General features: G+C 36.3%; 18 protein-coding genes and 4 pseudogenes. All 22 read left to right on the forward strand.

The window, feature by feature from the left end; all coding sequences use genetic code 11:
• Positions 1 to 6 precede the first annotated feature (6 nt).
• The 22 genes and pseudogenes from PROCOU_RS05055 (at position 7) to PROCOU_RS05160 (ending at position 18,818) form a co-directional block, all read left to right on the forward strand.
• Positions 7 to 1,163: pseudogene (locus PROCOU_RS05055) on the forward strand (CDP-glycerol glycerophosphotransferase family protein).
• A 56-nt stretch (positions 1,164 to 1,219) separates the two neighbouring features.
• The gene (tagD, locus tag PROCOU_RS05060; RefSeq protein ID WP_036070070.1) at positions 1,220 to 1,603 is read left to right on the forward strand and encodes a glycerol-3-phosphate cytidylyltransferase; all 384 of its coding nucleotides are present in this window, start codon (positions 1,220 to 1,222) and stop codon (positions 1,601 to 1,603) included.
• A 156-nt stretch (positions 1,604 to 1,759) separates the two neighbouring features.
• Positions 1,760 to 3,211: pseudogene (locus tag PROCOU_RS05065) on the forward strand (sensor histidine kinase).
• Complete coding sequence (locus tag PROCOU_RS05070) at positions 3,211 to 3,903, forward strand: response regulator transcription factor (protein ID WP_185343536.1); 693 nt, start codon at positions 3,211 to 3,213, stop codon at positions 3,901 to 3,903. Before PROCOU_RS05065 ends, PROCOU_RS05070 begins: the two are co-directional and overlap by 1 nt.
• A gap of 230 nt (positions 3,904 to 4,133) precedes the next feature.
• Positions 4,134 to 5,622 (forward strand): annotated as a pseudogene (locus PROCOU_RS05075) (nicotinate phosphoribosyltransferase).
• Positions 5,623 to 5,643: 21 nt separating this feature from the next.
• A pseudogene (nadE, locus tag PROCOU_RS05080) lies at positions 5,644 to 6,472 on the forward strand (ammonia-dependent NAD(+) synthetase).
• Positions 6,473 to 6,490: 18 nt separating this feature from the next.
• Positions 6,491 to 6,799, forward strand: a complete 309-nt coding sequence (locus PROCOU_RS05085; protein ID WP_036070072.1) for a putative quinol monooxygenase — start codon at positions 6,491 to 6,493, stop codon at positions 6,797 to 6,799.
• A gap of 59 nt (positions 6,800 to 6,858) precedes the next feature.
• Positions 6,859 to 7,242, forward strand: a complete 384-nt coding sequence (locus tag PROCOU_RS05090; RefSeq protein WP_036070073.1) for a PTS sugar transporter subunit IIB — start codon at positions 6,859 to 6,861, stop codon at positions 7,240 to 7,242.
• A gap of 104 nt (positions 7,243 to 7,346) precedes the next feature.
• On the forward strand, positions 7,347 to 8,891 hold the full coding sequence (gene guaA, locus PROCOU_RS05095) for a glutamine-hydrolyzing GMP synthase (RefSeq protein WP_036070075.1): 1,545 nt from the start codon (positions 7,347 to 7,349) through the stop codon (positions 8,889 to 8,891).
• A 275-nt stretch (positions 8,892 to 9,166) separates the two neighbouring features.
• Entirely contained in the window at positions 9,167 to 10,123 is a 957-nt protein-coding gene (locus PROCOU_RS05100) for an AAA domain-containing protein (protein ID WP_036070077.1), read from the forward strand.
• Positions 10,124 to 10,250: 127 nt separating this feature from the next.
• A complete protein-coding gene (locus PROCOU_RS05105) occupies positions 10,251 to 10,547 on the forward strand; it encodes a hypothetical protein (protein WP_036070078.1) in 297 nt (98 codons plus the stop codon).
• Positions 10,548 to 10,600: 53 nt separating this feature from the next.
• Positions 10,601 to 10,933, forward strand: coding sequence for an AAA domain-containing protein (locus tag PROCOU_RS05110; RefSeq protein WP_244266236.1), 333 nt, complete (start codon positions 10,601 to 10,603; stop codon positions 10,931 to 10,933).
• 140 nt (positions 10,934 to 11,073) lie between these two features.
• The gene (locus tag PROCOU_RS18790) at positions 11,074 to 11,649 is read left to right on the forward strand and encodes an AAA domain-containing protein (protein WP_279625168.1); all 576 of its coding nucleotides are present in this window, start codon (positions 11,074 to 11,076) and stop codon (positions 11,647 to 11,649) included.
• Positions 11,612 to 11,929, forward strand: a complete 318-nt coding sequence (locus tag PROCOU_RS05120; RefSeq protein WP_036070083.1) for a DUF2726 domain-containing protein — start codon at positions 11,612 to 11,614, stop codon at positions 11,927 to 11,929. The genes PROCOU_RS18790 and PROCOU_RS05120 overlap by 38 nt, the downstream gene beginning before the upstream one ends.
• 164 nt (positions 11,930 to 12,093) lie before the next feature.
• A complete protein-coding gene (locus tag PROCOU_RS05125) occupies positions 12,094 to 12,387 on the forward strand; it encodes a hypothetical protein (RefSeq protein ID WP_036070085.1) in 294 nt (97 codons plus the stop codon).
• A gap of 19 nt (positions 12,388 to 12,406) precedes the next feature.
• The gene (locus tag PROCOU_RS05130; RefSeq protein ID WP_149023617.1) at positions 12,407 to 12,724 is read left to right on the forward strand and encodes a hypothetical protein; all 318 of its coding nucleotides are present in this window, start codon (positions 12,407 to 12,409) and stop codon (positions 12,722 to 12,724) included.
• Positions 12,711 to 13,415 carry a T7SS effector LXG polymorphic toxin gene (locus tag PROCOU_RS05135; protein ID WP_036070087.1) on the forward strand — a complete coding sequence of 235 codons (705 nt, stop codon included), beginning with the start codon at positions 12,711 to 12,713 and terminating at the stop codon, positions 13,413 to 13,415. Before PROCOU_RS05130 ends, PROCOU_RS05135 begins: the two co-directional genes overlap by 14 nt.
• Entirely contained in the window at positions 13,391 to 14,170 is a 780-nt protein-coding gene (locus tag PROCOU_RS05140) for an HNH endonuclease signature motif containing protein (protein WP_244266237.1), read from the forward strand. Before PROCOU_RS05135 ends, PROCOU_RS05140 begins: the two co-directional genes overlap by 25 nt.
• Before the next feature lie 12 nt (positions 14,171 to 14,182).
• Complete coding sequence (locus PROCOU_RS05145; protein ID WP_051994204.1) at positions 14,183 to 14,614, forward strand: YrhA family protein; 432 nt, start codon at positions 14,183 to 14,185, stop codon at positions 14,612 to 14,614.
• Positions 14,615 to 15,213: 599 nt separating this feature from the next.
• Complete coding sequence (locus PROCOU_RS05150) at positions 15,214 to 16,047, forward strand: DNA-methyltransferase (RefSeq protein WP_244266238.1); 834 nt, start codon at positions 15,214 to 15,216, stop codon at positions 16,045 to 16,047.
• Position 16,048: 1 nt separating this feature from the next.
• Positions 16,049 to 17,473, forward strand: a complete 1,425-nt coding sequence (locus PROCOU_RS05155; RefSeq protein ID WP_036070089.1) for an N-6 DNA methylase — start codon at positions 16,049 to 16,051, stop codon at positions 17,471 to 17,473.
• Between the two features lie 58 nt (positions 17,474 to 17,531).
• Entirely contained in the window at positions 17,532 to 18,818 is a 1,287-nt protein-coding gene (locus tag PROCOU_RS05160; RefSeq protein ID WP_149023618.1) for a hypothetical protein, read from the forward strand.
• Positions 18,819 to 19,449 lie beyond the last annotated feature (631 nt).

Consider the following 19,449-nt stretch of genomic DNA (forward strand, 5'->3'; position numbering starts at 1 on the left):
TTAATGATGAAAAATGTAGCGATAAAGCTATACATGATGATAGTTCAAGTGTTAGGTTTTGTATTTGGGCGTTTTCCAGTGCAGCAAAAAGTGGTGATGCTGATTAGTTTTCCCGAGAATCCTGCAGCGATTTTGCGAGAGATGGAGAAATCGCATTTTACTCCTGAAACAATTGTTTTTTACGATCCACGTTTGAATGTGGATGGTATGGCACGGAATTTTATGCGCTCTTTACCAAAAACAAACGGGAATTTGATTCGATTGATGTTTCATTTGAGTACGGCAAAAGTAGTGGTGACGGATAATTATTTTCCAGAATTGGCTGGTGTTACGTGGCGCGATTCGATGGAATGTGTACAAATTTGGCATGCGAATGGTGCGCTGAAGAAATTTGGCTGGGAAGATAAGGCTGCGCAAAAACGCTCAGATTCGGATAAAAAAACGTTTTCAAGCGGTGTATAAGACTTTTTCTAAGATTGTTGTTGGATCGGATGAGATGGGCGAACTTTTCAAGCGTTCGTTTTTAGTAGATGATTCGCGATTGATGAAACTGGGTGTACCGAGGACGGATTATTATTTTGATGGAGTGGCTTTGGAGCAGAATAGAAGTGCTGGACTTGCGAAATACGGAGTCAAGGATAAAAAAAGTGCTTCTGTATGCACCGACGTATCGCGATGAAGAATTGGCAGAGACGAAGCTGCATCTTGATGTTGCTGCGATGAAGGCGAAGTTTGCTGGTAAGTACCAACTTTTGTTGAAATTGCATCCTTCAATGTTAGCAGATTTACCAAAGCAAAATGATGATTTTTGTGTGTATGTTGAGAAAGAAACGGAGCTTGAGACGCTTTTGCCGATGGTGGACGTGTTAATTACTGACTATTCCTCTATCCCGTTTGAATTTGCTTTTTTTCAGAAACCGATGATTTTCTTCGCGTATGATCTGGATGCATACGATAATAGTCGTGGTTTGGCAGATGGGTATTTGGAGGAAATTCCGGGTACACTGTGTAGGACAACTGCTGAGGTTATTGCTGCAATTGAAGAGCCAACAATGGATGCAGGAGTGGTGCAAGCGTTCAGCGCGCGATGGAATAAATATTCAGATGGTGTGTCGAGTAAACGTTTTGTAACCTTCTTACAGGAGGAAATGGAGCGAGAATAAGCTAGCGAAATGCGCCTATTCTTGCTATACTAGTGACTAGGAAAGTAGGTGTTTTCATGAAAAAAGTGATTACATACGGCACATTTGATTTGCTACATTGGGGTCATATCAAGCTTCTTGAGCGTGCAAAGTCGCTAGGAGATTATTTAGTTGTGGCAATTTCGACAGATGAATTCAATCGGATAAAGCATAAAGAAGCCTACCATAGTTTCGAGCACCGCAAACTAATTTTAGAAGCAATTCGTTATGTTGATGAAGTGATTCCAGAGAGTCATTGGGAACAGAAGATTCAAGATGTGAAGGATCATGATATTGACATTTTTGTGATGGGCGACGATTGGAAGGGTGAATTTGATTTTCTGAAAGATTATTGTGAAGTCGTTTATTTACCGAGAACAAATGGTATTTCAACATCTAAAATTAAAGATGACTTAAGATAAATTCAAAAGCCGCGAAGAATGGTGTTTTCAAAAACTGTTTTTCGTGGCTTTTTGTATCGAATCTTAAAAGTTCCTTAAATTGCACTAAAATATCTTGTGAAAAACTGTTTTTCGCTATATGCTTGGTGTAGAGTGAGACGAAATGAGGAAATGAGCATGTCCATTAAATTACGCTTTATGCTATCTTATATTGCAGTTATCATCTTAACGGGAATTTTTTTTAATCTCGGCTTTTTTTTCTAGGAGTATACACGCTGACAGGCGCTTCGCCAGGGGAATTATACAAAGCAGCAACACTTCAACGGCCACTGTCAACAGATGAAGAAAATGCTTTTTTAGAGCTAAAAATGTTGGCAAAAAGTACGCCAGATCAGTTGTTGGAATATCAGAATTTCAAATCGCTAGAAAAAAGTGATGTGCAGATTGTGGTACGAAAAAACGATACAATTGTGTATTCGTCTGCAGACTTATCTAAAAAATCATTGCTTGTGCATCAGCCTAACTATGAAATGAATAATTTAAATATGCGTGGAACGATTGATAATCAAGGCGATTTGTTTCGTTATATTAAGTTTGATTATCTTTATTCAGACGGTTCAGAAGGCAGTTTCATGGTGCTCCAATCAGAGAACTCCTACACAGAGATACTACAAAAATGGGGCGCGCTTATTATCGGAGCGGTTTTATTATTTGGTGTTTTGGTGATTGGATTGCTTAGTTACTTTGTAGCCAGAAGTGTGATACGACCTATCGTTCATCTGAAAGAAGGAGCAGAAAAGATTGAGGCTGGTAACCTAGATTTCGAAATGGAAGAGCCAAAGGGAAAAAATGAAATTTCGACGCTTATTACGACATTTGAACAAATGAGAATCAGGCTAAAAAAAATCGCTAGAAGTCCAAGAACAATATGAAAACAATCGCAAAGAGTTACTATCGAATATTTCACATGATTTAAAAACGCCGATTACATCGATTGTTGGATATATTGAAGGGATAAAGGACGGTGTTGCGAACACGCCAGAAAAACAAGCGAAGTATTTGGAAATTGCGCATGCGAAAGCGAAGGATATGGATGCTTTGATTGATGAGTTATTCTTATTCTCTAAGCTTGATTTGCATAAAGAACCATTTTATTTTAGAGATGTGGATCTAAATGCTTTGTTGTCACAAGTAGCGGAAGAATCAGAATGGAGTTTTGAACAGGCGAATTTTGAGGTAATTGTTCCTGCGGAGAAATTGGTGGTCGAAGCAGACCGGGATAAATTGAAGCGGGTTTTAGAGAATTTAATTCAAAATAGTATTAAATATATGGATAAGGAGCAGGCAAATATCGAGATTCAGCTTGAAAAACGGGAGATGGACGCAATAATCACAATCCATGACAATGGTATGGGAATTTCTGATGCTGGGCAAAAAGCGATTTTTGATCGTTTCTATAGGGAGGAAGTATCAAGGAATTCGGCAACAGGTGGTAGTGGACTAGGCTTGTCGATTGCAAAACAGATCGTAGAAGAGCATGGTGGCGAAATTTGGGCTGTAAGTGAGCTTGGAGTCGGGACGAGTGTTTCGATTAAATTACGATGTAACAGGAAAGTAGTGGATGAATGATGAAGCGGATTTTGTTAGTAGAAGATGAGCTGGAAATTGCGGAATTAGAGCGCGATTATTTGGAAATCAATGATATGGAAGTGGTGATTGAGCGAAATGGTGCGAAAGGGCTTGAGCGAGCGCTAGGTGATGATTTCGATTTGATTATTCTTGATATTATGTTGCCGGATATGAGTGGATTTGATATTTGTCGTTCTATTCGAGCAGAGAAAGAAGTACCAATTTTGCTCGTTTCTGCGCGTAAAGAGGATATTGATAAGGTTCGTGGGCTTGGTTTAGGCGCAGACGATTACATTACAAAGCCTTTTAGTCCGAGTGAATTAGTGGCGCGTGTGAAGGCTCACTTGGCGCGTTACGAGCGATTGGTAAAAAGTAATAAGGGAACACAAAACGAGCTTTTAGAAGTGCGCAATTTGACGTTGGATTTAGACGGTCGAAAAGCATTTCTAGAAGATCAAGAAATTATTTTTACGACGAAGGAATTTGATTTGCTCATCTTCTTAGCCAAGCGACCAAATCGGGTTTGGAATAAAGAACAACTTTTTGAGCAAATATGGGGAATGCAAGCTGCCGGAGATGTATCAACGGTTGTTGTGCACATTAGGAAGATTCGGGAGAAATTGGAGTCTCACGGCGCAGATGCTGAAATGATTGAGACAATTTGGGGTGCGGGATACCGTTTTAATTTGTAGAAGAGTAAGCGTTGGTGGCTGACATATTGCTACTAGCGTTTCTTTGTTGGAAATCTTAGGAATAGTACTACCGTTCGTTAGATTACCAATATGAGTGAGAACGAAGTGAGCATTCGTTCCATTCGGCTGAAAATGAAGAAGAAAAAGTGAAATGAGACTCCTTTAGTTAGCTTTTATTTGAAATTTAAGCTATGATGTTTTATAAGAAAACATAGACAGGAGTATGGAGTATGACTTTATTTCCAGATGATAGTAAGACATTGCACACTGATTTGTATCAAATTAATATGATGAAGGCGTATTGGGATGATAACATGCACGAACGCCGCGCTGTTTTTGAAGTTTTTTTCCGTGATATGCCATTTGATACGGGGTTCTGCGTATTTGCTGGGCTTGAGCGTATTATTGATTACATGGAGAATTTGCGTTTTACTGATACGGATCTTGCTTACCTACGTGAAGAAACGATTTTTGAAGAGGATTTTCTAGATTATCTGAAAAATTTCCGATTCACTGGGACGATTCGCTCGGTTGTCGAAGGTGAATTTGTATTTAAAACGGAACCAATCATCCAAGTAGAGGCGAACCTTGCAGAGGCGCAACTAATTGAGACGGCTTTGCTTAATATTGTGAATTTCCAAACGCTAATTGCAACGAAAGCAGCACGTATTAAAAATGTCGTGGAAGGCGAATCACTCGCAGAATTTGGAACGAGACGTGCGCAGGAAATGGATGCGGCGCTTTGGGGTGCACGTGCGGCTTATATCGGTGGTTGCGATTCAACGAGTAACATTCGCGCTGGCAAAACGTTCGGAATTCCAATCTCAGGAACGATGGCGCACGCAATGGTACAGGCTTATCGCGATGAATATGATGCATTCAAACGATATGCCGAAACGCATAAAGATTCCATTTTCTTAGTAGATACCTATGATACGCTGAAATCAGGTATTCCAAACGCGATTAAAGTTGCACAAGAAATGGGCGATGCGATTAATTTTATCGGCATTCGTTTGGATAGTGGCGATATGGCCTTCCTATCCAAAAAGGCGCGTCAAATGCTTGATGAAGCAGGATTTCCTGATGCGAAAATTTTTGCATCGAGTGATTTAGACGAAACGACGATTCTCCACCTCAAAGCACAAAAAGCGAAAATCGATGCGTGGGGCGTTGGTACGAAGCTAATTACGGCTTATGATCAACCAGCGCTAGGTGCCGTTTACAAACTTGTCGCGATTGCCGATGAAAACGATGTTTTACAGGATTCCATCAAGCTTTCCAGCAACACCGAAAAAGTGACGACACCTGCCAAGAAAAAAAGTGTACCGCATCATTACAAATGAAGATGGTCCAAAGGCAGAAGGTGACTATATTTGCTTGGAAAACGAGTCATTAGAAGGCGTTGACACACTAACGATGTTCCACCCGGTCCACACATATATCACAAAAGAGGTCAAAAATTTCACCGCAAAAGAATTATTGGTTCCAATCTACGAAAAAGGGGAACTAGTATACCAAAGACCATCTTTAGAACAAACCCGCCAGTATAAAGAAGAAAACCTAGCCTTGCTATGGGATGAATATCAACGGACGGTGCGACCAGAACAATACCCTGTAGATTTAAGTGTGAAATGTTGGAAAAACAAAATGCAAAACATCGAAAACGTTCGTAAAACCGTACAAAAACACTCACCGGTTAATTTTGATATTCCGTTTTAAGTAAGTGAAGGGGGTAAGAGAATGAGTTTGCAAAAACAGATTATTGCAGAAATGCACGTGTTACCAAAAATCGATGAAACCGCTGAAATTCGCCAAAGTGTGGAGTTTTTAAAAGCGTATTTGACGAAATATCCATTTATCAAGGCGCTTGTGCTTGGTATTTCTGGCGGTCAAGATTCAACGCTTGCCGGCAAATTATCACAAATGGCCATCAGTGAACTGCGCGAAGCAACAGGTGATGAGTCATATCAATTTATTGCTGTGCGTTTGCCATATGGGACGCAATTTGATGAGGCCGATTGTCAGGATGCCCTAGATTTTATCGAGCCAGATCGCGTTGTGACGATCAACATTAAGGATGCAGTTGATGCTAGCGCGGCGACATTATTGGCAGCAGATATCGAACTTTCGGATTTTGCAAAAGGTAATGAAAAGGCACGTGAACGGATGAAAGTACAGTACAGCATTGCCGCGATGAATCATGGTGCCGTTGTCGGAACCGACCATTCCGCAGAAGCTGTGACTGGATTTTACACGAAATACGGCGATGGCGGAACGGATATTAACCCATTGTTTCGCTTGAATAAACGCCAAGGCAAGGCACTTTTAAAAAACGCTCGGTTGCCCAGAACATCTCTATCTGAAAAAGCCGACTGCCGACTTAGAAGAAAATAAACCAGCCCTGCCTGATGAAGTGGCACTCGGTGTGACGTATGACAACATCGATGACTATTTGGAAGGCAAAAAAATCCCCAATGACATCGCGATTCAAATCGAAAATTGGTATTTAAAAACACAGCATAAGCGCCACATGGCAATCACAATCTTTGACGACTTTTGGAAAAACTAGTTTTAGGAGGAGATGACAATGAAAATCGCATTTGGTTTAATTACTAAATTCAAAGCGCACCCAGGAAACAGGAGGGCGCTCGTTAATATTTTACTTGAGGCAGCGGCAGGGCTTGATAAATACAACGCTTGCATCCAGTACGTTGTTAGCGTCAACGAAGACGATCCAGATACAGTTATCGTGACAGAAGTTTGGACAGATTCTGGTCATCACAAAGCATCGCTTGATAACGAAGAAGTAAAAGCCGTAATCGAGCGCGCGAAACCGCTTATCGAATCCATCGAAAAAAGTGTAAGCATGGATGTTGTTGGCGGAAAAGGACTATAATTTTATGGAACTGCTCTTGAATTTAAGGGCAGTTTTTTAGATAGAGAGGAAGATTGCAGATGAAAAAATTACTCATTGTGTGTGCAGGCGGTGCAACGTCAAGCTTGATGGCGCAACATGTCGTGAAAGAAGCAACGAAACAAGGCATGAGCGCAGCACTTTTATTTCCAGAAGATCTCAAATATAACCGTTTCGAGTTGCATCAAAATAAGGATTTTGTCGTTATCATGGGCCCAATTGACATGGTGACGACCACGCGCCTTCAAGGATATGCAAAAGTCGATGCGGTTCTCGTTTCTCCACAAGTCAAATATCTGTTCAAAAACGCTGAAACAGTTCTGAATGAACTCGAAATCCCGTGCGCCAATATCGATTCCTTGTCGTTCGGAAGGATGCGCGGAGATGTTATTTTAAAGCAAGCGCTGACATTGATGAATCCCTAATTTTACGGGTTGCAAGAATGAAGAGCAGACGTTACAATAAAGAGAAGCACTTGAACCACGCGCAATTTACATAAATAAATTTTAAAGGGGTTTTGTGAAGGAATATGAAAGATTTTACAGAGCAAGAGAAAATTATCGTTCTTGATTTTGGCAGTCAGTATAACCAATTGATTACACGTCGCATTCGTGAATTTGGCGTATACAGCGAGTTACATCCACACACAATCACTGTAGAAGAAATGAAAGCACTCAATCCAACTGGGATTATTTTCTCTGGCGGCCCGAACAGTGTCTACGATGAAGGCGCGTTCCGTTGCGACGAAGACCTATTTGAGATGGGTATTCCAATCCTCGGCATTTGTTACGGCATGCAGTTAATGACCAACCATTTCGCTGGAAAAGTAGAGCCAGCAAAAGACCGCGAGTACGGCAAAGCAACAATTAATGTTGAGAAACCATCTCGTCTTTTCGCAGCCCTACCAACTGAACAAATCGTTTGGATGAGCCACGGCGACCTTGTTGTTGCAGAACCAGCAGGCTTTGAAGTCACTGCTACGAGTCCGTCATGCCCAATCGCTGCAATCACAAACGAAGACCGCAAAATGTACGGCGTGCAATTCCACCCAGAAGTACAACATTCCGTTCACGGCAATGAGTTGCTAAAAAACTTCGCACTAAACGTCTGTGGTTGTAAAGGCGACTGGACGATGGAGAACTTCATTGATGTGGAAGTGGCCAAAATCCGCGAACAAGTCGGCGATAAAAAAGTACTCTTAGCTCTTTCTGGTGGCGTAGATTCCTCTGTAGTCGGCGTGTTAATTCACAAAGCCATTGGCGATCAGCTAACATGTATATTTGTCGATCACGGTTTGTTACGTAAAGGTGAAGCAGAACAAGTGATGGATACACTATACGGCGATTTCCATATGAATATTATTAAAGTGGATGCCAAAGACCGCTTCATGACAAAACTTGCTGGTATTTCTGATCCTGAGCAAAAGCGCAAAACAATCGGTAATGAGTTCATCTACGTATTTGATGATGAAGCTACAAAACTAGATGGTGTTGAATTCTTAGCACAAGGAACACTATACACTGATATTATCGAAAGTGGAACAGCAACGGCGCAGACGATTAAGTCTCATCATAACGTTGGTGGACTGCCAGAAGACATGCAGTTCCAATTGATTGAGCCATTAAATACACTATTTAAAGACGAAGTTCGCGCATTGGGACTTGAGTTAGGAATGCCCGACGCAATTGTTTGGCGTCAACCATTCCCAGGACCAGGACTAGGAATACGCGTATTAGGTGAGATTACCGAAGAGAAACTGGAAATCGTCCGCGATTCTGACTATATTTTACGCGAAGAAATTAAGAACGCCGGACTTGACCGCGAAATCTGGCAGTACTTCACAGCCCTACCAAACATCCGCAGCGTAGGCGTGATGGGCGACGGCCGTACGTATGATCATACAGTTGTTATTCGTGCGGTGACCTCGATTGACGGCATGACAGCAGACTGGGCACGCATTCCATGGGAAGTGTTGGAGCTGATTTCAACGCGAATCGTGAATGAAGTAGCGCATGTGAATCGCGTTGTTTATGATATTACGAGCAAGCCACCTGCGACTGTTGAGTGGGAATAATAAACAAAGCCCTAAAACCTTAATAACGATGAGGTTTTAGGGCTTTTTTATATTCAATATGACTTAATAATGAACGAATTTAAACAATAAAATATATAAATGATCAGTAAAAGTGAGCTATTGGAGTTAGTAACATATGATATAGTGAAGTAGGGCAGGTAGATATATCTGCTTTTATTATTTATTAAGCGATTGAGAAAGAATGTTAAAATTGGTATAATGAGGTAACAAGGATGGGGAAATGAGATTTTATATTAAGGGATGATGGATATAATATGAGAAAAATAGATTTTCTGTGGGCGCGACAAGGAGATAAAGAAAAATTTGAATTCGATTATACAAACAAGCAAGGAAATAGAAAGACCCATAAACCAAACGGGATACAAAATATTGATGAGTCGAAAGGAAAGGTATTATTATTATTCAATGAGAGATCCTTTGAATACGTTATAGATAGAATGGAGAGCTTACGTCTAAGAAGTAGTGAGGCATTTATTAAAACTGTTCCTGTGAAGAAGGAAATTAAATATGAGAATAAAGCTTATAAGTCCAATAATATATATAGTTACTATAATGAAATAATTGACTACTTAATAGCTGGAAATATTAAAAATAATCCTAAAGGTGCTGATGGGCTGAATTTCAGTATGCAGTCAACAAAAGAAAAAATTTTATCAAGTGATGCCCGTAAATTTAATAAAGCAATATTCAAAAAATTTATGAATGGGAATAAAGCAGAAAGAATAATTTTGAATCAAGAAAGTAAACCACCGGTGCTTCCTTTTATTTCAAATCAATCTCAAAAGAAGGCTGTTTCCAATGCTTTAGAGTACGATATTTCGGTTATTCAAGGGCCACCTGGAACAGGTAAAACGCAAACAATTCTTAACATAATTTGTAATGCTATAATTGAAGATAAAAAGGTGCTTGTGGTATCAAATAATAATAGTGCTATTGATAATGTCGCTGAAAAATTAGATAGGTTAGAAAAAATGTTTAATTTTTCAATCCGACTAGGAAATAAATGTTATACAAACAAGCTAGTGGATAATATTCAAGAAAAACTGAAAAAAGATTCGGAACGATTGAGAGAAGAACAAAAAAGTAGTTGGAGGAAAATAGATCTAAGAAAACTAATTAATAAGATTAATCTACTTGAACTTGAGTGTGCAGAACTTATTAAATATAAAAATCAATTAAGCGAATTATATACACAAAAAAAGGCATATTGATAAAAAGATAAGCACATATAATGCAGATGAAACAAAAATAGAAATAAATAATTTACTTGTTTTTCCATCAGAATTAAAAAGAGAAATAGAGTTTTTACGTAATCAAAGAACAAAAGCAGATACGCTATTGAATAAGGCATATTTTCGTGTGCGATTTTCAGAAAAAAGAATTGATACTGATAACTATACGATGTATCAATGGAGGCTAGAACAACTTTATGCAATAAAGATGATTAAATATCTGGAAAATAAAACTCGTAAACTTCCAGAAAAGCAAGAAAAAATAGGCAAGCTTTATGAGGTATATAGAAAAGAGTCAATTGAACAAATTAATAATAAAATAAAAAATAAGTTTCAATCATGCGAAAATGAGTGCAATAATATTATACAAAAAAGAAAAAAATCGATAATTTTTTTAGTATAAAGCAACAAATATTGAACATTTATCCAGTTGTTCTTACCACCTTGGACTCAGTTGTGTCAAATGTAGGGTACTCAAGATATGATTATGTTATTATTGATGAAGCATCACAAGCGAATATTATTACAGCTATACCAACATTAAACAATGCTGCGAAGATAATAATAGTGGGTGATACAAAACAGCTTTCTCATATAGTTGACAAAGAATTAGCGATAGAAGATGAAAAGCTAATAGAGAAATATAATATAGATTATAAGTATTCTTTTTCAAAGAAGAATCTATTGGAATCTATTCTAAGTGTGTGTGAACCACCCGAGGTATTGCTTAAAGAACACTATAGATGTGATTTTAATATTATCAATTATTGTAATAAAAAAATTTTATAATGATGAGTTGGAAATCTATTCTAGGAATTCATTATCGGAGAGCATAAAAGTCATGGCATTAAATCAAGAAAAAAAATTCTGATTATGGTTTAAGAAAAAATGGTGATGGGAGCTATTTTAATAGAATAGAGGAAGTTGCAATTAAAAAATATATAGGAGATAATTTTAGCAACACTGCAATAATCACACCATATGCGAAACAAGAAGAAAATTTAAAAGAAAGTATTACAGAACTTGCAGCAACGACAGGGACGATATATAAGTTTCAAGGGAGAGAAAGTAAAAGAGTTATCCTCTCAACCGTCCTTACTCATGAAACAGAACATTGTAAAAATACGAATACATTAGGAAACGAGACTATTAATGTGGCTGTATCAAGAGCAGAAGATGAGTTTGTTTTATTTACACATGATAAATTTTTTAAAGAGCAAAAGCATGAGTTGAAAGATCTCATCGAGTATATTGAAACGTATGGAAATATACTGGAGTCAAATGTGAATTCGATATTTAGTTATTTATATAAGCAGATACCTTATTTTAAGAAGACAGCTACGTATGACAGTGTCTGGGAAAAATCGCTCCATGATAGAATACTAATAATTATGGGGAATTATCCTGGGTTTTCAATAAATATGAAGTTAGCGGTTGCAGATGTAGCAGGAGATAAAACATATCTAAATGCACATCCAGAACACAAAAAAATTTGCTTTGAATAAAAGAGCACATCTTGACTTCACAATCGTTAACGAACTTACAGAAAAACCAGTACTAGTAATTGAACTTGATGGAGAAAGTCACAAAGAACCTGAGCAACAACGGAGAGATAAAATAAAGGAGCAAATATTAGAGCATCATGAGATTCCATTATGGCGAATAAGTAGTAAAGATGCACTAGAACATGAAAATTTAGAAAAGGTTTTTAGTGAGTATATGGGTGAAGCAGAGTTAGGACTTAAGTTGAGTAGTTTTCTTGAGGATAATAAATGGAAGTATTAATTGAAGGAAATCAAGTGATTAAGATGAATGAGGCTGTTATGGAAAATAATATGAGGCACTTTTAGAAAAAGCTCTCTTCCGAAATTTGGAATGGAGCTTTATTTTTTATGTGCATATGGTATAATATTTTCCAGAAGTACTAAATTAAGGTAAGGTGAAGCGAAATGTCAAAGAAAATACAATTACCAAGTGGCCGATTAGCAGAACATGCGACTGCTATTGGAAAGAATGCGGATGCCTTAGCGTTAAAATTAAAGCCAAACGTAGATTACTCGACTGGTACAGCGCAAGAGTTGGTATATGATTGTATGGAACTAGCACATTTTTTACAAGCGTTTCCAACTGCTTTTACAAAAGATGTTCAGAATTTAAAGAACGTAGAAAAGGCATTTGTTGCATCTGAAAAACATATCGCAAAACTGTTGCAAACGGGAGTCGATTTTTCTTGGAAGGAATAAACTTGACGGGAGTGAACAGATGATGGAAAAAGAGAAAGCATTATTAGAGCAACAATTAATGACTGTTACGAATAAACGGCGTAAATTAGAGGATATTCAGATAGAACTCGTGGAGTTGAATCGACAAAAGGCTCGTATTCTTACAAGTTATAGTGATGCATGGCAAGGAAATCTGGCAGATAATACGATTAGCAGGTTGGAAGATGACATGGAACTGGAGTGGCGAGAAACAAGAAAAAATGTCAATGCGCTTGAAGATAATTTAATAGAGGAAAAGCGTCAAATTAGGATGAAATTAGACCAGCTTAAGGAGAAAAATACAGATGTCCAGAATTGATATTGCGGAAATACATAATTTTATAGCGGTATTTATTAGAGAGTCTCAACGGGTTCAAATGGAGTTAGACCATCGTAAAAAAGCGATTGCTACCTTTTTATCTGATGCTGATATTCAAGGAAACATAGGAGATAAAGCGAAAGAATATTATCGAAGTGTTTACTTGCCACTTATAGATGCAACGAAAACGGGCTTGGTGGATGCGGAAGAACGCTTAAAAAAATATGAGGCTGATTTTCATTCACAAGTAGACCCATCCATGAATGCACGCTTGGATTTGGCACGTATGTATGAATTACAAGCAGATATGCGAAAGTACGAGAATAAAATAGAGAATTTGAAATCAGAAGTTAATTCTACGGCAAATAGCATGGAAGCGATTGGGAACAGTATCGGGTTGCGGTTAGGGATGGAAACAGCACTTGGTAATTATAGACGAGAAGAACAGATATTAGAAAAATATGAGCAATTTGAAATGACGCATCGGAATGTACTCCATGATGTACTTTCTAAATTACACCAAGTGAAACAAAGCTTAGCACAAATAGAAAGTGGAACGGCTTTTGATGCTAGTACTCATATGTTCCAAGCGAGTAAAATAAAGTTAGGCGCACTACAACCAAAGAAATCGAAAACATTTGATTTTGATAAATATGAAAAAAAACGTTGCAAGGGAGCTATTGGGTCTTAACGAAGAATGGCAAAACAGATGCGGAGGCAGCAGAGGCAACGATTGCCTACAATAAAGGGGTTAATGATGGTACAATTGTAGTTCCGAAAGACTCTAATGCCGACTTTGATGCCGAGCGAATCAAAGGTATTATGGAACACTACGATGTGATGACTGGAAACGAGTTGACAAGTATGCAAAGTTTCTCAATTCTTGCAGGTATGGCAACAGGATTGGTCACAATTAAAGGTCGTGGGAAAGTTTATAAAAAAACTGATTTAGAAAATATTGAGGCTGGTTTAAAGAATAATAATATATATAAAGTGAACAAAGGCAAGGAACATGTAGGGACGTTGAAAAAACAAGAAGTGAGATTACCGAATGTATATGAGCAACCAGTCAATTACACAAAACGAGATCGAGTTGAATTTAATAATTTGCGAAAAGAATTTGACAATGGAATTAGAAAAAAATTCTTGAAATCTTTGGCTGGTGATAATGGTCTAGTTGCAACTTTTGAAAAAGTGGGTCTTTCAACACAAGATATTAAAAAAATGGAGGCAGGTAAAGTTCCAACCGGGTATCAGGTGCACCATAAATTACCATTAGATGATGGGGGAACAAATGATTTTAAAAACTTGGTATTAATTAAAAATGACCCGTTCCATAAAGTACTCACTAATACTCAAAAGACATTAACGAAAGATTTAAATGTGGGGGAGACTATGAAACTAGAATGGCCAATACCGGATGGTTCAATTTATCCGAAAAAATAAGGAGGATTAAGAATGCTTATAGATTTATTAAAGCAGATTGCAGAGGAGCAAAAATCTTTCGATGAAGAACCAGAGCTACCTGCAACTAAAATAGAAATTTTGGAATTGAATAAGCGAATTGCTAATGACCGATCTAAAGATATTTGGTTCAATGACTATGTAGCGTTTCTCGAAATACGGAATGGTATCGATTATGATGGGCTTGTTATTTATAATGCTAATATCAATGATGAGAATAATGGATTTATTGCAGCGAATGAAGTGTGGAATGAGAATGAATGGGAAGATGATTATATATTTTTTGGAGACTCTAGTATTTCTTGGTATTGTTATAGCAAAACGAAAAATACTTTTATGGAGTTAGATAAACCAAGTGGAGATGTTGTTAATAATTTTTCATCACTGAATGAGTTGCTAGAATTTGCTCTTAAAAATATTTTGTAAATAGTAATAAAAAAGTCTTATTTGGGTAGGGTATCCTTGGTATATAAGTTGCCTGCTAAAAACCTATCAAGTGTCGATATTTTACTGTTAAGTTGTTGGTACGAATGCTTTTAGATGACTATAGTTTTATTAAGTGGAAATAGCGAGCGGTGGGTCGAAAATCTTTATTATCAAGGATGTTCGACTTTTTTTTATAGATTATACTTTTTATAATTTTTGTCGTAAAAATTCCTTAGTATGTTGATTTTTTGTGATGTATCTAGGTTTTCAAGGGAGGGTTTGTAGTTAATAATTCCTTTTAATCTAGTAGCTATCACGAAGGTGTTTTTTGGATAAAGGCGTCCATAGGTTTCAAAGGTTATTTCGATATCCTCATGACTTAAACAATCTTTGGTGATTATGGGATTTTCCCTATGAGAGTTAACAAGGTTGCGTGTGAATGCCATAATGCGTAGATTGAACTCTGGAATAGGCTATACTTAGTTGAACAGAAAAGATAAGGACTTTATTAGTTAATTGGATTTAAAAAATTTATAAAAATATGCTATGATGGGGTGAGCTAATATTGATTAGAATGAAAGAATATGGGGTTTTTTAGATTGCAAAATATAAAATTAATTAATAATGTATTTAAAGCAGATTGTATAAAAAAAATGAAATTGATTGAAACGGAATCTATAGATATGATTTTGTGTGATTTGCCATATGGACATACTCAAAATAAGTGGGATAGTATTATACCATTGGATATTTTATGGAAAGAGTATGAGCGAATAATTAAACCTAATGGTGCAATTGTCTTAACATCAAGCGGTATGTTCACTGCGGAGCTTATGTTGAGTAATCCTAAATTATTTAAGTATAAAATTATTTGGGAAAAATCTAAGGCAACCAATTTTTTAAATGCTAAAAAACAACCTCTCAGAAAGTACGAGGAAATATGCGTTTTTTACAAGAAACAGCCTACATATAATCCGCAAATGAGCATGGGAGTTCCATATAATAAGGGTACTAGGAAAAATCAGCTGACTGGTAGTTATGGCGATTTTTTACCAGTAGAAGTGAAAAGCGAAGGAGCACGCTATCCTAACGATATAATTTATTTTAAAACAGCAGAATCCGAAGGGAAGGTATATCATCCCACACAAAAACCAATTGAATTGGGGAGATATTTAGTTAAGACCTATACTAATTTGGGAGATACTGTTTTAGATAATACTTGTGGAAGTGGCTCGTTTCTTATATCAGCATTGTTGGAGGGGAGAAACTTCATTGGTATTGAAAAGGATGAGGACAGTAACAGGTTTAAAGCGGATAGTGTGAGTTATGTTGAAATATCAAAAAAACGAATTAAGGAAGCATATCTGACGTTAGATAGTGAGTCAAAAGAGAGAATCACTTTGTATAAAAGTAAATTATTCAAGGAGAGATAGAATGAGTATCATCATGAATGAAAATGAAAGAAGTGCTGCTATTGATTTAATCACAGAAATAAATCAATATGTGTCTACGGTGAATATTGTAATTAAAAAAGCTGGTGGTGAGATCACCATGAATAATTTTAAGAATGCGGAAGGGAATTCAAGGAAGATAATGTTTCCAGACGTATTACTGTACTCTGACACTAATAAGATTAATTTGTTACAGGGCTGGGAATTAAAAATGCCTGATGTAAGTGTTCATGATAATACATACATATTGGACGCACAGGATAAAGCTGAAAAGCTAGGACTAAATACTACTGTACTTTGGAATTTCCATGAGGTAGTACTTTATGTGAAGAATAATGGGCAATGGATTATTGAAAAGCAATGGGGAGATTTATTAGAAATAACAACGAGAGAAGATGTGGTGAAGAAACAAATCATTTGGAAAAACTTCTTGCCTTCATTATTAAGAGAGTTGAATGAATTCTATCATACAGGTGTTATTAAGGAGAAAAAATTAGATGAAATTTCTGATAGAGTTACTACTTATTTAATTGAAGATCATAAACAATTATTAGCAGATCATTTAAAAAGTAAGGCAAAGGAAAATCGGATAATTGATGCAAAAATTAACGAGTGGTGGAAAGTAACTAAAATAGAGTACTTAAAAGACGAAGCAGATCCATATATAGCTTTTTCTAAAAATATTTTATTAAACTGGATCACGAGATTCATATTTGGAAATTTAATAATGCCTGTTCATGATGTAGCTAAATGTATATTAGATATCTCTACATTAAACAAGCCAGATGAAGTAAATAATATGTTTGAGAAAATAACCAAGATAAGCGATTATTATACAATTTTTCAAGCACAACAATTTAATAATTTGTTACCAGAGCTAGTATGGAATAGATTGATTGATTTTAATGCATTTTTGAACGATAAGGTTGTAACTCATGAGATTTTGCAACAATTATTGGAAAGCTCTGTAAATCAATTCAAAAGGGAAATAATTGGGCAATATACAACACCTGAAAATGTTGCAAAGTTACTAGTTCTATCAACTGTTGTTGACAGCACTTCTAATGACATTGATCCTTGCTGCGGTACTGGAACTATACCTAAGGAAGTAATGAAGCTTAAACAAAAACTTGGTATAACGGAAAGAGAAATTCATGACACTACTTGGGCTTCTGACAAAATGATGTTTCCTTTACAAGTTGCTAATATGGCTCTAACTACGCCTACTTCAATGAATATGATTAATAAAGTGTTTCAAAGAAATGTCTTTTCTTTGGCGAATGTTAGCGAAACCGTAAAAATAACATCTCCTGAAACAGGAGAGCTCATGGAATTTACGTTACCTAAATTTAAAAACATACTGTCTAACTTACCATTTGTTCCATTTGAAATAATTGAAAAAAAATGAAAAAAATTTCATAGATAATGTATTAAATAAACTTCAAAAAGATACGGATGGAAAGATAATGTTAAGTCGCAAATCAGATTTTTATTATTATATTATTCTTAGTCTAAATGATATTTTAGATGTTAATGGAAGAATTGGAGTTATTCTTTCTAATTCTTGGCTAGGCACGGTGGCGGGTAAAGAATTTTTTAAAGCTTTAAGTTTTTACTTTAATATTAAGACAATAGTAATATCTGGAAATGGACGTTGGTTTCAAAATGCAAAAGTGATTTCATCTATTCTTATTCTTGAGAAAAAAGAAAGATTTGAAGAAATTCAAAAAAATCCAATCCAGTTTCTTGTCATTAATAAAAAGATAGGTGAACTGAATAGTTCGGAAATCTCTAGTATCGCGAATTCAATACTTTCATCTGCGAGTAATTCATTGGTTTATTCAATTGAGTACAGCCTACCTAAGGTTGAGTCATATTTGGAAAATAAGTTATCCTTAAATACCCTTTTTTATGATGTTACCTGGTTAGATGATGTACAGTCAGTGCTTGTTCCACTTACTGATGTATTTACATTAATAAGAGGAATGAGACGAGGATGGGATGCTTTGTTTTATCCAGAGAAGGGACACTCTATAGAGGGCACGTATATTAGTAAAATCTTAAAGAACACTAAAGATACAATAAATTATGATACAGTAGCTGATGCAGATGCATTTTGTTGCTCTAAGACAATTGAAGAGCTTGAAGAATTGGGACATAATGGGGCATTGGGTTGGATAAAAAGGTTCGAAACTGGGGTGAATAAGGTAGGTAAACCTTTACCAGAAGTACTTGGAAATAGTAGACAGCTATGGTATGAGATGCGTTCTGATGGTGCAACGGCTGAAATTATTACTTCATTGAATCCGGGAAAAAGATTATTTTGGGCTAAATTAGATAGTAATGCCTTTATTAATCAACGATTAGTAGGCCTTACAAGGTCTGTTAAGTATTCCGATGAGAGTGTGGATCTACTGCAAGCACTGTTAAATTCTATAATAGGGCTGTTCTTTATTGAAGCGTCTGGTTTTGGAAGAGGGGATGGGGTCTTAGATTTATCAGCACATAATGTTAAACAAATAAAGATGTTGAACCCGTCTCACCTAACTAATGAACAAAGAGTAAGTATATTAATTAAATTCAATAAATTGAAATCAACTCCAATTCCTAATACATTAGAAGGAATAGAATCCAGAGAACGGATGGAATTTGACGAAGAGGTGCTAAGGTCATATGGTCTGATAGACAACTATGAAAAAATTAAATTAGGATTGACGAGAATGTTGAAAACGAGACTTTCGGTAAATGATTAGTTCTGGCATTATAACGAGCAAAATTCTGGTGTATAAGAAACAATTAATTATTGCATTAAATGGAATGGAGTAATCACAAGAAGAACTGTACGATATCAATTCAGGAGCTCGTATGGAGTCAAATAAAAAATCTCTTTCTTTTGAAATATTGCGGAGTATCTAATTAGGTAAGATGAATTATAAGTTGCCTACCAAAAACCTGCCAAGTAAAGATATATGTTCTTGAAATGATTGGCATGACTGCATTTAGATGCCTATAATCTTATTGAGTGGGAATAGACAAATAAAAAAAGTCCTTATTATAGGGGCTTTTTTGCGTATTTAAAGAAATCAATAAATAAGTTAACTTCTTATCTAATCCAGAGTATCAATACAACCACTGTACCGAATAGCGCAGAGAAGAATTTACCTCGATTATTTTTATAGTATGCAGCCATCGCACTTAAGAATGAACCTATAAGCAGCAAACGAATAAATAGTAAGTTTACGCTTGATGGAAGAAGGAAGTAAATGAATACAGCTATCAATGTAATCGTTAAAAGTATATAGAATATCTTTTCCATAAGTTATACTCCTTATCTTGACTATATATTCAAACTATTATAACATAATAAGTATAAATTGAATACAA

The sequence above is a fragment of the Listeria rocourtiae FSL F6-920 genome (genome assembly GCF_000525975.1).
In the GTDB taxonomy this organism is placed as follows: Bacteria; Bacillota; Bacilli; order Lactobacillales; family Listeriaceae; genus Listeria_A; species Listeria_A rocourtiae.

Coding starts and splice junctions, on each gene's coding strand:
- PROCOU_RS05135 (WP_036070087.1), top strand. CDS start 12,711: ATGTCCAGAATTGATATTGCGGAAATACATAATTTTATAGCGGTATTT.
- PROCOU_RS05120 (WP_036070083.1), top strand. CDS start 11,612: ATGCACATCCAGAACACAAAAAAATTTGCTTTGAATAAAAGAGCACAT.
- PROCOU_RS05070 (WP_185343536.1), top strand. CDS start 3,211: ATGAAGCGGATTTTGTTAGTAGAAGATGAGCTGGAAATTGCGGAATTA.
- PROCOU_RS05090 (WP_036070073.1), top strand. CDS start 6,859: ATGAAAAAATTACTCATTGTGTGTGCAGGCGGTGCAACGTCAAGCTTG.
- PROCOU_RS05160 (WP_149023618.1), top strand. CDS start 17,532: ATGTTAAGTCGCAAATCAGATTTTTATTATTATATTATTCTTAGTCTA.
- PROCOU_RS05125 (WP_036070085.1), top strand. CDS start 12,094: ATGTCAAAGAAAATACAATTACCAAGTGGCCGATTAGCAGAACATGCG.
- PROCOU_RS05100 (WP_036070077.1), top strand. CDS start 9,167: ATGAGAAAAATAGATTTTCTGTGGGCGCGACAAGGAGATAAAGAAAAA.
- guaA (WP_036070075.1), top strand. CDS start 7,347: ATGAAAGATTTTACAGAGCAAGAGAAAATTATCGTTCTTGATTTTGGC.
- tagD (WP_036070070.1), top strand. CDS start 1,220: ATGAAAAAAGTGATTACATACGGCACATTTGATTTGCTACATTGGGGT.
- PROCOU_RS05085 (WP_036070072.1), top strand. CDS start 6,491: ATGAAAATCGCATTTGGTTTAATTACTAAATTCAAAGCGCACCCAGGA.
- PROCOU_RS05145 (WP_051994204.1), top strand. CDS start 14,183: ATGCTTATAGATTTATTAAAGCAGATTGCAGAGGAGCAAAAATCTTTC.
- PROCOU_RS05155 (WP_036070089.1), top strand. CDS start 16,049: ATGAGTATCATCATGAATGAAAATGAAAGAAGTGCTGCTATTGATTTA.
- PROCOU_RS05130 (WP_149023617.1), top strand. CDS start 12,407: ATGATGGAAAAAGAGAAAGCATTATTAGAGCAACAATTAATGACTGTT.